At 36.7% G+C, this 12,708-nt stretch carries 13 protein-coding genes and 1 riboswitch; of the genes, 11 read left to right on the top strand and 2 right to left on the bottom strand.

Annotated elements, in window-relative coordinates; all coding sequences use genetic code 11:
* From RTL21_RS14530 to RTL21_RS14520, 3 genes are all read left to right on the top strand, one after another.
* On the top strand, nucleotides 1-609 hold the full coding sequence (locus RTL21_RS14530; protein WP_312096732.1) for a DNA-3-methyladenine glycosylase: 609 nt from the start codon (nucleotides 1-3) through the stop codon (nucleotides 607-609).
* A gap of 391 nt (nucleotides 610-1,000) precedes the next feature.
* A complete protein-coding gene (uxuA, locus tag RTL21_RS14525) occupies nucleotides 1,001-2,044 on the top strand; it encodes a mannonate dehydratase (protein ID WP_312096688.1) in 1,044 nt (347 codons plus the stop codon).
* 13 nt (nucleotides 2,045-2,057) lie between these two features.
* On the top strand, nucleotides 2,058-2,213 hold the full coding sequence (locus RTL21_RS14520) for a PTS lactose/cellobiose transporter subunit IIA (protein WP_312096687.1): 156 nt from the start codon (nucleotides 2,058-2,060) through the stop codon (nucleotides 2,211-2,213).
* A 57-nt stretch (nucleotides 2,214-2,270) separates the two neighbouring features.
* Here the strand turns inward: RTL21_RS14520 and RTL21_RS14515 are convergent, their stop codons facing one another.
* Nucleotides 2,271-3,242, bottom strand: a complete 972-nt coding sequence (locus RTL21_RS14515) for a bile acid:sodium symporter family protein (RefSeq protein WP_312096686.1) — start codon at nucleotides 3,240-3,242, stop codon at nucleotides 2,271-2,273.
* Between the two features lie 232 nt (nucleotides 3,243-3,474).
* Here RTL21_RS14515 and RTL21_RS14510 point away from each other — a divergent pair, with 232 nt between their 5' ends.
* The 8 genes from RTL21_RS14510 (at nucleotide 3,475) to thiW (ending at nucleotide 11,989) form a co-directional block, all read left to right on the top strand.
* Complete coding sequence (locus RTL21_RS14510; protein ID WP_312096684.1) at nucleotides 3,475-5,070, top strand: alpha-glucoside-specific PTS transporter subunit IIBC; 1,596 nt, start codon at nucleotides 3,475-3,477, stop codon at nucleotides 5,068-5,070.
* Nucleotides 5,071-5,259: 189 nt separating this feature from the next.
* Entirely contained in the window at nucleotides 5,260-6,618 is a 1,359-nt protein-coding gene (locus tag RTL21_RS14505) for a 6-phospho-alpha-glucosidase (RefSeq protein WP_312096682.1), read from the top strand.
* 126 nt (nucleotides 6,619-6,744) lie between these two features.
* Nucleotides 6,745-7,503, top strand: coding sequence for a MurR/RpiR family transcriptional regulator (locus RTL21_RS14500; protein ID WP_312096680.1), 759 nt, complete (start codon nucleotides 6,745-6,747; stop codon nucleotides 7,501-7,503).
* A 12-nt stretch (nucleotides 7,504-7,515) separates the two neighbouring features.
* Nucleotides 7,516-8,031: a hypothetical protein gene (locus tag RTL21_RS14495; RefSeq protein WP_312096678.1), complete on the top strand. Its 516-nt coding sequence runs from the start codon at nucleotides 7,516-7,518 to the stop codon at nucleotides 8,029-8,031.
* Nucleotides 8,032-8,314: 283 nt separating this feature from the next.
* Nucleotides 8,315-9,082: an ABC transporter ATP-binding protein gene (locus tag RTL21_RS14490; RefSeq protein ID WP_312096676.1), complete on the top strand. Its 768-nt coding sequence runs from the start codon at nucleotides 8,315-8,317 to the stop codon at nucleotides 9,080-9,082.
* Between the two features lie 18 nt (nucleotides 9,083-9,100).
* Entirely contained in the window at nucleotides 9,101-9,919 is an 819-nt protein-coding gene (locus RTL21_RS14485; protein ID WP_312096674.1) for an ABC transporter permease, read from the top strand.
* 166 nt (nucleotides 9,920-10,085) lie between these two features.
* On the top strand, nucleotides 10,086-11,108 hold the full coding sequence (locus RTL21_RS14480; protein WP_312096672.1) for an ABC transporter substrate-binding protein: 1,023 nt from the start codon (nucleotides 10,086-10,088) through the stop codon (nucleotides 11,106-11,108).
* Between the two features lie 116 nt (nucleotides 11,109-11,224).
* A riboswitch (TPP riboswitch) is annotated at nucleotides 11,225-11,334 on the top strand.
* Nucleotides 11,335-11,491: 157 nt separating this feature from the next.
* On the top strand, nucleotides 11,492-11,989 hold the full coding sequence (gene thiW / locus RTL21_RS14475) for an energy coupling factor transporter S component ThiW (protein WP_312096670.1): 498 nt from the start codon (nucleotides 11,492-11,494) through the stop codon (nucleotides 11,987-11,989).
* Between the two features lie 482 nt (nucleotides 11,990-12,471).
* Here the strand turns inward: thiW and RTL21_RS14470 are convergent, their stop codons facing one another.
* Nucleotides 12,472-12,636, bottom strand: coding sequence for a hypothetical protein (locus tag RTL21_RS14470; protein ID WP_312096668.1), 165 nt, complete (start codon nucleotides 12,634-12,636; stop codon nucleotides 12,472-12,474).
* Nucleotides 12,637-12,708: the final 72 nt, after the last annotated feature.

Raw genomic sequence — 12,708 nt, 5'->3', positions numbered from 1 at the left:
ATCGATTATATAAACCAATCAACAGAGGATATAGCAAGACAACTTTTAGGGAAAATTCTTATTCATCAGACTCCGACTGTTACGTATAGTGGCTATATTATAGAAACCGAGGCCTATATTGGTGTGGAGGATATGGCTTGTCATAGCTATGCTGGAAGACGGACGCCGAGGTTAGAATCGATGTATAAAATAGGTGGGACAATCTATATATACACGATGCATACCCACCATATGCTAAATATTGTCACGAAAGAAGCGGGAGATCCTCAGGCTGTTTTGGTTCGAGCAATTGAACCGCTTGATGGAATAGAATGGATGGAACGGAATCGAAATACAACAGGGGTACCAATCTGTAATGGACCGGGGAAACTAACGAAAGCAATGGACATCACCAAGATATTAGATGGTGCTTTAATAAATGAAAGTTCTTTATTTATTGCAGATGGAAAAACACCAACACAAATAGTGGAATCGCCGAGAATCGGGATTCCAAATAAAGAGGACTGGACCTCAAGGCTACTCAGATATTATGTAAAAGGGAATCCTTTTGTTTCTGGGATGAAAAAGAGAGAGATTTTGACAGCAAAGGAATATTGGCTTCAAAGCTGAAGTAGAATTTGAATAGAAAACGCTTTCTAATAAGTAGCTGATAAGATATGATGTAATTAACAACAAAGTGAGAAGTAAAGAAATATTTTTGAAGGGAATTGGTTAAAAAGGGGTGAGTTTCAATTGTACGAAGCAGTACATAAGATTGTACAGAAGTCTTCAGAAGGTGAAATGAAAGGGCTTTCTGTATTCGTTATTCTGGTGTTTGCTGCACAGCTTTTCTAGGTGATTGGTATTCATGAAACTCAAATGGTAAAACCGAGAAGGGAGCCGTTATTACACAAATCATTTGTATTGTCGTCTCGATTCTAATTTACTTGCCATTAGTGTTGATTGCCATAAGGTCTACTGCTCAAAGGCGAATAATCTAAAAAGGAAAGGAAGGGTTAAGATGAAAATGACATTTAGATGGTATGGGAAAGAGGATTCGATACCTCTATCTTATATCCGGCAAATTCCTGGGATGACTGGTATTGTTAGCGCTATATATGATGTGCCAGTTGGAGAGGTTTGGCCACTAGAGAAGATTAAGGAATTAAAAGAGGAAATAGAACAAGCTGGATTAGCGTTCAATGTGGTCGAAAGTGTACCTGTACATGAAAATATTAAACTAGGACTCTCAGATAGAGATCAGCTCATCGAAAATTATATCGAGAATATAAAAAATCTCGCCAAAGCGGGAATAGAGGTTATCTGCTATAACTTCATGCCTGTTTTTGACTGGACGAGAACACAGCTAGATAAAAGATTGGAGGATGGTTCAACGGCACTTATTTATTACCAAGACCAGTTAAAGGAAATGGATCCAGAAACAAGCGAATTAGCATTGCCAGGCTGGGACACTTCCTATACGAAGGAAGAACTGAATGAATTAATAGCAAAGTATAAGCTTTTAGGAGAGGAAGGATTATGGGAAAATCTTTCTTATTTTATTCAAAAAATTATACCGATTGCTGAACAGGTTGGTATCAAAATGGCTATCCATCCAGATGATCCACCATGGCAAATATTCGGTATTCCTAGAATCATTACAAATGAACACAACTTAGATCGGTTTTTAGCCCTTTATGACAGTGAGGCAAATGGACTTACTTTATGCAGCGGTTCCCTTGGCTGTTCGCGGGAGAATGACTTTGTCAAACTTGTAAAGAAATATACGTCGAAAAATCGTGTGCCGTTTGCACATTTACGCAATGTGAAGATATTAGATAATGGTGATTTTGAAGAATCAGCTCATCATTCTTCCTATGGAAGCCTTAATATGGTGGACATTTTACAAGCATTTAATGAATCTGGCTTTTCAGGATATATACGCCCAGATCACGGGAGAATGATTTGGGGAGAGACAGGTAAGCCCGGCTATGGTCTATATGATCGAGCATTAGGGAGCATGTATTTAACAGGTATTTGGGAAGCGCTTCAAAAGGGCAAGTAATGAAACAAATGAAATGAGCGATTCTAGAAAATGTTATAGGGAAGCTGCAGGGGAACAACTGCCATTTTCTCTTATTCTCATGCATGCAGAAAATCAAAAGCTGACAACAGAAACAGTAAAGATTATGGCAAGTAAAATGTGTGGAATGATTTTGAACAAGTCATCTTAAAAGAAAGTAAGGGTAGCCTTCTCATTGGAGAAAGTTACCCTTATTTATTTTCTTAATTTACGAAATTTTCCCTGCCTTTATTTTTCCAACTACAGGCTTCTCATATACTAATTTAATGAAATAGCCGTATAAAGCTGCCAGAATTTGCTGAAAAAGCATGCCGATAACAACGGGAACAGCTACAGCTGGTGGGAAGAAGCTTACAGCAAGGACTGCCCCTGCACTAATGTTTCTCATGCCTCCAGAATATATCATCGCAATGATTTCCTCTTTGCTTCGTTTCGTTAAAATTCCCAATATCCAAGCAAAAAAGTAGCCAGATAATGCAATAATAAATACAAAAAGTGCTACTTGGAGAAATTTTTTATCAATATTCCGCAAGTAAGGAGCCACTACAGAACTATTAATACTAACAACAAGCGCTAAGCCAATTTTGGAAAATGGCGAAAGGGTTTGATTCCATGCTTTTGCTTTTTCCTTTGAAAATTGGTTAACAACCATACCAGCGATCGAGGGCAGAACAATCATTCCAAGGAGCCCCTTCATCATTCCCCAGACCTCTAGCTGTACAGTCTCTCCAACAAATAGACTCATGCTTAAGGGCACAAGGAACGGAGAAAGCAATGTGTCGAGCAAGATAATAGCAAGAGTAAGCGCAATATTTCCTTTATAGAGGCTAACCCAAATGACACTCGTAATCCCAGTAGGAATAACAACTGCCAGAGTAAGGCCTGTAATGGTATAAGGATCACCTTGGAAAAATAGATGCCCAATCATAAAAGCCCATAAAGGAGTAATGATATGGAGGATAGCTAGCGTTAAGAGTAAAGAAAGTGGGTGAGTAATTGTATATTTCACTGATTTTAAGTTAGATGTTAAGCTGCCTACAAAAGTCATCCCAGCAAAAATCCATGGAACTAAGAAAGCGACATGATGCAATACACTTGCTAGCAATACGCCGATGACTACACTAACAGGGGTTAACAGCGGCATCCACTTTCCAAGAAAAGCATTCATCTTTTGTAACATGTACAGGACTCCAGTCTAAATTGGTATTTATATATGCATCCTTTTATAATAATAAAGTCGGTTATGTGGGAAAATTCTTACATGATGTGAAAAAACACAAAAGTAGTGATTCGGTGCAATTTGCATCTTTCGTATATTCAAAGAGATAAGAATAAGCTAATATTAACACATGAAAGCGTTAGCAAATTCTATAATCTGAAAATTACATAAAATAATTGGGAGGTTTTAAGTGATGATGCAAAAAGTTCAGCGTTTTGGCGGTGCATTATATGTACCAGTTCTGCTTTTTCCATTTGCTGGTGTAGTAATTGGGTTAACAATCCTTTTTAAAAATCCATTAATTATGGGTTCATTAGCAGACCCCGAAAGTCTTTGGTACCAATGTTGGTTTATTATTGGAGAAGGTGCTTGGGCTGTATTAAGACAAATGCCATTGTTATTTGCAATAGGAATTCCCATTGCATTAGCTAAAAAAGCTCACGCACGAGCTTGTATGGAAGCGCTTATTACGTATCTTACTTTTAATTATTTTATTAATGCAATATTAACAGTATGGGGAAGTAGTTTTGGTGTTGATTTCTCAGCAGAGGTTGGTTCAGGAACTGGCTTAACAACGATTGCAGGAATTAAAACATTAGATACAAACATTATTGGGGCTATTCTCATCTCGTCTATCGTGGTCTTTATACACAATCGTTATTTTGATAAAAAATTGCCAGATTGGTTAGGTATTTTTCAAGGTACATCTTATGTAGTAATTGTTGCATTTTTTGTGATGATTCCTTTAGCTGTAGCAACTTCCTATTTTTGGCCGATGGTTCAAACAGGAATTTCATCCATGCAATCCTTCTTAGGAGGAGCAGGAGTTGTAGGAGTATGGTTATATACATTCTTAGAAAGAATATTACTTCCAACAGGACTTCATCATTTTATCTGGACGCCATTTATTTATGGACCAGCTATTATTGAAGGCGGAATTAAAATTTATTGGATTGAACATTTAACGGATTTTGCTGCTTCTACCCAATCATTGAAAGCGTTATTCCCAGAAGGTGGATTTGCGATGTACGGCAATGCTAAAATCTTCGCTATGCCTGGGATCGCATTGGCTCTTTATGCAACTGCAAAACCAGAGAAAAAGAAATTGGTAGCATCTTTATTAATTCCAGCAACCTTAACGGCAGTAGTAGCAGGGATAACAGAACCGCTTGAGTTTACCTTTTTATTCATATCACCATTGCTTTTTGGGATACACGCTCTTTTAGCTGCAACCATGTCAGCAACAATGTATGCGTTTGGAGTAACAGGATTAATGACAGGTGGTTTAATTGAAATAGCAAGTAATAACTGGATTCCTTTATTTTCATCACATGGATCAACCTATCTACTTCAAATTGGAATTGGACTAGTATTTACATTTATCTATTATATTGTATTCCGTACGTTGATTGTAAAATTAAACATTGCAACGCCAGGAAGAGAACAGGATAGTGTATCTGAAACGAAATTATATTCTAAAAAAGACTTTAAAGAGAAGCAGGAAGAAAAAAAGACTGCTTCTGCTAATGGAGGCGCTGGTTTCAATGATAAAGCGCTAAGCTTCTTAGAAGCACTTGGAGGAGCAGAGAATATTGTAGATGTAATGAATTGTGCGACAAGATTAAGAGTGACAGTGAAGGATGAGAAAAAATTACAGTCAGACAGTGCTTTTCAAGCTGCAGGAGCACATGGAGTGGTAAGGAACGGGAAGGCCATCCAGATTATTGTTGGTCTTTCTGTACCACAGGTGAGAGAGCAGTTTGAGTTATTATTACAAGAAGCAAATTAAGAATGGAGACGAAGGGCAGACTGCTCTTCGTTTTTTTATTTTTCCATAGAAAAGATGGAATGTGAGAAAAATCTTATTCTATGTGAAAAAGAACAATATTTGTGATTAAGGGCAAACGCTTCCAAATCCGTTGTTGCCATTATTGTACTATGTTATAAATGAGATATCATAATAAGGGAGGCAGACAAAATGAAAAAATTTTCCGTTGTTATTGCAGGGGGAGGAAGCACGTTTACTCCAGGAATTGTACTAATGTTACTTGATAATCTTGATAAATTTCCACTTCGAACATTAAAGTTTTATGATAATGATAAAGAGAGACAGGATAAGGTTGCTGGGGCATGTGAAATTATTGTGAAGGAAAGAGCACCAGAAATTGAATTTGTCTCAACAACAGATCCAGAAGAGGCATTTACAGATGTGGACTTTGTTATGGCCCATATTCGAGTTGGTAAATATGCGATGCGTGAATTGGACGAAAAAATTCCATTAAGGTATGGGGTAGTTGGCCAAGAGACTTGCGGACCTGGTGGAATGGCATATGGAATGCGTTCTATTGGTGGTGTTTTTGAAATAATTGATTATATGGAAAAGTATTCACCAGATGCATGGATGTTGAATTACTCTAATCCAGCGGCAATCGTTGCAGAGGCATGCAGAAAGCTACGTCCTAACTCAAAAGTACTTAATATTTGTGATATGCCTGTAAGTATTGAACGAAGAATGGCAGAAACACTAGGATTAGCATCTCGCAAAGAACTAGTTGTTCGTTATTATGGTTTAAATCATTTCGGATGGTGGACAGATATTCGAGATAAAGCTGGAAATGATCTAATGCCGAAAATAAAAGAGCATGTAGCTAAGAATGGATATGTTGTAACTAGTGGTGATAGACAACATACGGAAGCAACATGGAATGATACCTTTACAAAAGCAAGAGATGTATTTGCCCTTGATCCAAATACATTACCGAACACGTATTTACAATATTATATGTTCCCAGATTATATTGTAGGTCATTCGAATAAAGAATACACACGTGCCAACGAAGTAATGAATGGCAGAGAGAAATTTGTCTTTGGCGAATGTGAAAAGATTGTTGCTAACCAATCAACGGAAGGCAGTGCACTTCATGTAGATATGCATGCTTCTTATATCGTAGACCTAGCAAGAGCAATTGCTTATAACACACATGAAAGAATGCTACTAATTGTAGAAAATAAAGGAGCAATTGAGAACTTTGATTCAACAGGAATGGTTGAAATTCCTTGTATTGTCGGATCAAATGGTCCGGAGCCTTTATCAATCGGAAGAATTCCACAGTTTCAAAAAGGGTTGATGGAGCAACAGGTGTCTGTAGAAAAATTAGTGGTAGAAGCATGGGAAGAGGGTTCTTACCAAAAATTATGGCAAGCATTAACTTTATCAAAGACAGTACCAAGTGCATCTGTAGCAAAACAAATATTAGATGATTTAATTGAAGCAAACAAAGAGTATTGGCCAGCTCTAAAAACAGAAACAGAAGAACGAGAGCATGTTTTAAATTAATGAAATCCAACCCTCTTTAACGGCAGGAAGAGGGTTGTCTCTATTTTTGGCATTCCCATAAAGTAATTTCGATTTTTCCTCCAGTTTGTTTTATATTATGATAATAGTATATGGAGGAGGGGAAATATGAAATTAGAAGAATTGATTAATAAAAACTATAACCAATTTCATGAAAATGATTTTCACATATTGAAATATATATTAAATAATCGTAGTACATGCTATAAATCCAATATAAATGAACTAGCAAGCAAATGTAATGTGTCCCGATCTTCTGTTTTACGATTAGCGCAAAAGTTGGGCTTCAGCGGCTATAGCGAATTTCGAGTATTCTTAAAGTGGGAAGATGAAGAAGAAGAAGTTAGCCAAAGTTATATCGGAACCTTAACCAATGATCTCGATGCAACTTTAAAACATTTGCAGGATAAAAGTTTTGATGAGATTTGTGAGGTAATAGATAGATCTGAACGAATTTTTGTGTATGGAACAGGTTCTGCCCAATTAAATGCAGCACATGAACTACAGCGTGCCTTTATTGTTCAACACAGATATTTAACTATTATCCATGATGAGACCAAATTTGAAGTAATCCTACCTGATCTCAGCCCAAAAGATTTAATGATCATTATATCTTTGTCTGGGGATACACCAACACTAATACCGAAGATTCAAAAGCTTGTTGCGAAGGGAATTCCCTTTATTTCGATTACGAATATGAAAAATAATAATCTGGCACGAATGACTCCTCATAATCTATATGCGACAACTACTTCTGTCCCGACGAACAGTGGAATTGATTATACATCATTAGCTTCCTTTTTTATCGTAGGTGAAGTACTAGCGAGTCAATATTTGGAGTATAAGGAGCACAAAAGACAGGAATAGCGAGGTGCTTACATGTTTTTAAAATTTGCGGATAAAGGAATGCTTCATCCAAAAAGTGCATTTTCGATACGGAATACAGCTATTTTAAATACCGCGAAATATGTGTGCTACGCGATACCCATTTTATTTCTTGCCTATACTTATATGGCTGCAATTCAGAACAACCAGACCTTTTGGCAATATGTTGAACATAATCCAATCATAACCATATTATTTGTGATAGCGATGCTACAGCCATTTGTTAGCGTAGCTATTGGATTGGGAATGAAATCGTTAGAAAAGCATTCACCTTTTGTGCATTGGTCATTTATTATACTGGCTGCTGCAGAATTTTTGACGGGAAATATTCTTGTATTTGGGTTAATAATATGGGGGATATTCCGTTTTAGAAAACAAAGTCAAAGCATGAAAAAAACAGATAAATTAGCAAGTAATAACACGAAGTATTTCTTTTTCAGTTTATGTCCTATTCTTTTCTTTTTGTCTTTTATCTGTATGTGGGCACTTCTGAGAATTAGTGGAATATAAAGTTTAATTAATAGTATTAGTAAATGGTGTCCTATTTATAGGCACTATTTTTTTCGGCTTAGGTAAGGTAGACCCTCTTTTGTTATTTTTCTAAATAAAATTTTCAGAATCCATTGCCTCTCGGTAACTAACTCTTTTTTCCATAATAATTATCCCATTCGCCTATTTTTACATATAGTATAGCAAGAGCAAGTTTAGAATGTGGAACGTTCATTGGAAATCTAGAATTTCTATGTAAATAATACGCAAATACAATGAATATTTCAGAATGGGGAGGGTGCAATTGTATAAATTAGAGGTTAGAAACAGTAGTAAGGTTTTTCGGAAAAATGGAAAGGAATTTTTCGCATTAAAGGATGCAAATTTGCAGATTCCAGAGGGGAAATTTATCAGCATCATCGGTCCAAGTGGTTGTGGAAAATCAACATTATTTAATATTATTGCTGGATTAATAAAACCATCTACCGGTCATGTCCTTTTAGACGGGAAAGATATCGTTGGTAAAAGTGGGCATGTTGGTTATATGCTTCAAAAAGATTTGCTCCTGCCATGGAGAAATATTCTCCATAATGTAATTTTAGGCTTAGAAGTAAAAGGGGTTTCGAAAAAAGCGGCAATCCAAAGGGCTTTGCCTTTGTTGGAAAGATACGGATTAGAAGGATTTGAGAAGCATTTTCCAGATGAACTTTCTGGAGGAATGAGACAGCGAGCTGCTTTATTAAGAACCTTGCTTTATGAGCAAGATGTTATTTTATTGGATGAACCTTTTGGTGCATTAGATGCGCAAACCCGATTGCTTATGCAGGAATGGCTTTTACAAATATGGGGGGATTTTAAGAAAACGATTCTATTTATCACACATGATATCGATGAAGCCATTTTTTTATCAGATGAAATATATATTCTCACACCAAGACCAGGTACGGTTAAGGAGAAGGTATCTATTCATCTACCAAGACCGAGAAATGAACAAACACTATTAGATTCGGAATTTATTCAATTAAAGGAATATATTTTACAAGCACTAAAATCGAATGAAGAAACAGAATAAGAAAGGAGGAGAAACGGAATGGATACAAAAGCAAAAACAGAGCCGCTTTATATAGAGGATGAAGAAGCAATTGCAAAAAGAAGAAAGAATTTTACTCGTATAGGACAATGGAGCTTTGGAATTCTTTTTCTTCTAGCATGGGAGCTGCTTTCCAAATGGAAAATCATTGATTCCTATTATTGGAGCAGTCCAACTACAATATGGAAAACAGGTTATATAGCCTGGACAGAGGGCTCGTTATGGAATGATTTATTATACACATCAGGGGCAACCATCTTTGGTTTTGGATTAGGAACCTTTTTTGGCGCTTTATTAGGGCTTTCCTTCTGGTGGTCCTATTATTATTCTCGTATTTCAGAACCGTATTTAATTGCATTTAATGCCGTACCTAAGCTAGCCTTGGCACCTGTTCTTGTCATTTTATTTGGAATAGGCTTTGGCTCCAAAGTAGTGCTCGCTTTTATGATGACCATTATTACGACAGCTCTTGCAGCATATAGTGGAGTGAAAGCAGTCGATAAGGATTTGGAAAAATTATTGTACTCTCTTGGCGCAAAGAGATGGCATGTCTTTACAAAAGTAGTCGTGCCAACTACGATGCCATGGATTGTAAGTAGCTTAAAAATAAATATTGCTTTAGCTTTGGCGGGTACTATCGTTGGCGAATTTATTAGCTCCAGACAAGGAATTGGCAGAATGATTCTATATGCCGGTCAAATTATGAACATTAATCTTGTCTGGGTGGGAGTAGCTGTACTGTCGATCCTATCCATTGTTATGTACTTTGCTACGGTATGGCTAGAAAAGCTTCTGTTGAGAGGAAGAAATGTCGAATAAGATATTTTCCTTTTAGAAAAGCACATAATAAGAAAAAATATTCCATATATATGAAATAGAATATATAATTCCATCATCCACATTACACTTCTGTATTAATCTCCATTTTTCAATCCACTAACAAATTTCCCATTCTATTTATATTTGAAAAAAAGGAGGCATTACCTTGAAAAAGTGCAGGCTTTTTCTACTTGCTTGTCTTAGTATCGTCTTGGTCCTTGCAGGCTGTTCTTCAAATGAGGGGAAAAAGGAAACGAAGGATGGTTTACGGAAGCTTGTTATCTCGGAGCCAGTCCACTTGATTGGATATCTTCCCATATATGTTGCGATAGAGGAAGGCTATTTTGAAGAAGAGGGTCTGGAGGTAGAAGTTATAACTGCAACTGGGGGAGCCCATGTTACCTCTGTTGTCAGTGGAGATGCTTGGGGAGTAATTGGTGGCCCAGATTCCGTTCAAATGGCCAATCTAGGAAGCTCCGATCCCATTCAGTCCGTGGTCAATGTCGTAAATCGGGCTAATGTTTACTTGATGGGAAACGCAGATGTAACGATTGATAGCACTAATAAAGAAGAGCTCGCAAATTACTTGAAAGGTAAGATAATTGCTGCTGGTCGATATGGCGGAAGCCCGAACCTCCTAACAAGATGGCTATTAATGGAGTTAGGATTGGATCCTGAAAAGGACGTAAAACTAGAAGAACCAGCTGATGCAAGTGCGGTTGTTTCCTTAGTGGAATCAGGAAATGCCGATATTGCAAATGGAGGAGAACCACAAATAACAGAGGGAATAAACAAAGGCGTCTGGAAAGAACCATTTTACAGCTTCGCTAGCTTAGGAGATTATCCTTATTCGGTTGTCAGTGTCAAAAAATCTACAATAGAAAAAGAACCTGAGGTAGTCGAGAGCTTTGTAAGAGCGGTATTAAAAGGTTTGAATAAAGTAGAGGAAGATCCGGAACTCGCCATGAAAGTGCTAAAGGCAGAATTCCCCTCAACCTCTGATGAAAGTTTACAAGCATCATTAGATCGAGCTTATGCTGACGAATTGTGGAGTAAGGATGGTTATATTTCAGAGGAATCCGTAGCAAAACCGATGGATGTAGTAGAAAAAACAGGTGTATATACAGAAGGCTATAAATACGATGAATTAATTGACATGCAATTTGTGGATAAATTGTTGAAGGAGTAAAGGGAAATTCGGGGCATGATTTGCTGATTAATTGAGCTTATGCTTTTGCAGAACTAGCGTAAAAAAATAGTGCTTTTCGTAATAAAGGAAATAAGTTACAATTAGGTTAAGCATATATTGACTACTAGGGGTGCCAGGTGATGGCTGAGAGAAAAACTTGTTCGTTTTTTAACCCTAAAGACCTGATCTGGATCATACCAGCGTAGGGAAGTAGCGGATTAACTCTATTTCTTTTTGACTTTATCAGTCGGGTCTGTTTAGATCTGGCTTTTTTGTTGTGTGGAAAAGGTCAGAGTGCAAACAGACTTTAGCGCTTATTCTTTCTGTGTATCAGTCAGTGCAGTTGTTTTTATGCTTAAAATGATGAAGAGGTGGAATGGAATATGAAAAGAACAAAACTACTAGTGTTGATGGCTATGTTTACAGCAATTGGCACATATGGCTCAACGCTTCTTTGGTTTCCGGCAGGTATTGCCAAAGCTTACCCTGTACAACACGCATTAAATGTAATAGCTGGAGTAATTCTTGGACCAATCCCAGCTGTGATTATTGCCTTTTCTACTTCACTGTTAAGAAATTTATTGGGAACCGGCTCTTTATTAGCATTTCCAGGGAGCATGATTGGCGCACTACTGGCAGGATACTTATTTCATAAAACATCGAAGCCGATTTTTGCTGCATTAGGAGAATTTGTCGGAACGGGAATCATTGCTTCCTTAGTGGCTGTACCTTATGCTTCCGTTTTGTTAGGTACAAAGACAGGAGCATTATTTTACCTGCCGTCCTTTGCTGTCAGCAGTTTTGCAGGATCAATTATTGGATTAGTGTTAGTTAGTCGTTTAGTGAAAATAAAGTCATTTCAAATGTTAAATCAAAATTAATAGAATAGATGGAGGACCGGTTAATACTTAGTCTACAATGACAAAGGAAAATCGGTTTTTTTGTGGGTAAGTTAATATGTAATGTGGATAAGCTGGGGATAACATGGTTATTCAGGTGGTTTTGTGGAAAAGTAAATTGGATAAGAAGGATTTTTTTGTGTAGGTACGTTTGTATTGGGGATTTATTGTGGAAAAGATTGTTTGTTGAGCGGATGATAACGTTTTTTCGCCAAGATTTTGCTTTTTTTCTTCTTTGACAGCTGCTATTTCTAATCTTGTTTCTTCTAATTCACTCTTTGGTAATCTCGTAGAACGCCCTTCATTAATTTAAATCGTAGTAAAGTCAATTATATAATGAGGTAGGATGTAAGAGTAAAACGGCGAAATTTGTCCTAATATGGACGAATTCCGCCTTTTACTTTTATGATTGATGTGAACGGGACAGATTATGTGAAAACATATGCTTAAACGCAAAAGAGATTCTATTTAATTCGTTTCTCTAACAAGTCTTTAAGCTTATTGGCGTCTTTTTCAATAGTATTTCTACTTTTTAATGTTTTTTTTAATTCAGAGACACCAATAAATAGCACCCAAATACTCAAAGGAATAAAGGTGATTACAAAAAATCTTTCTGTAATCATATCCATAATAAATATAATAAAAAGAAAAATGGTTAATATAGTTGCAAGAGAAAATCTATTAATTTTCATCACCTTTTC

It is taken from the genome of Niallia sp. (genome assembly GCF_031978665.1).
Classification (GTDB): domain Bacteria; phylum Bacillota; class Bacilli; order Bacillales; family Cytobacillaceae; genus Niallia.
Note: the sequence above shows the minus strand (reverse complement) of the source record. Positions and strands in the feature narration are given on the sequence as shown.

Bases quoted from the DNA above. Each gene is read 5' to 3' on its own strand.
- uxuA (WP_312096688.1), top strand. From the start codon at position 1,001: ATGAAAATGACATTTAGATGGTATGGGAAAGAGGATTCGATACCTCTA.
- RTL21_RS14520 (WP_312096687.1), top strand. From the start codon at position 2,058: ATGAGCGATTCTAGAAAATGTTATAGGGAAGCTGCAGGGGAACAACTG.
- RTL21_RS14515 (WP_312096686.1), bottom strand. From the start codon at position 3,242: ATGTTACAAAAGATGAATGCTTTTCTTGGAAAGTGGATGCCGCTGTTA.
- RTL21_RS14510 (WP_312096684.1), top strand. From the start codon at position 3,475: ATGATGCAAAAAGTTCAGCGTTTTGGCGGTGCATTATATGTACCAGTT.
- RTL21_RS14505 (WP_312096682.1), top strand. From the start codon at position 5,260: ATGAAAAAATTTTCCGTTGTTATTGCAGGGGGAGGAAGCACGTTTACT.
- RTL21_RS14500 (WP_312096680.1), top strand. From the start codon at position 6,745: ATGAAATTAGAAGAATTGATTAATAAAAACTATAACCAATTTCATGAA.
- RTL21_RS14495 (WP_312096678.1), top strand. From the start codon at position 7,516: ATGTTTTTAAAATTTGCGGATAAAGGAATGCTTCATCCAAAAAGTGCA.
- RTL21_RS14485 (WP_312096674.1), top strand. From the start codon at position 9,101: ATGGATACAAAAGCAAAAACAGAGCCGCTTTATATAGAGGATGAAGAA.
- thiW (WP_312096670.1), top strand. From the start codon at position 11,492: ATGAAAAGAACAAAACTACTAGTGTTGATGGCTATGTTTACAGCAATT.
- RTL21_RS14470 (WP_312096668.1), bottom strand. From the start codon at position 12,636: ATGGATATGATTACAGAAAGATTTTTTGTAATCACCTTTATTCCTTTG.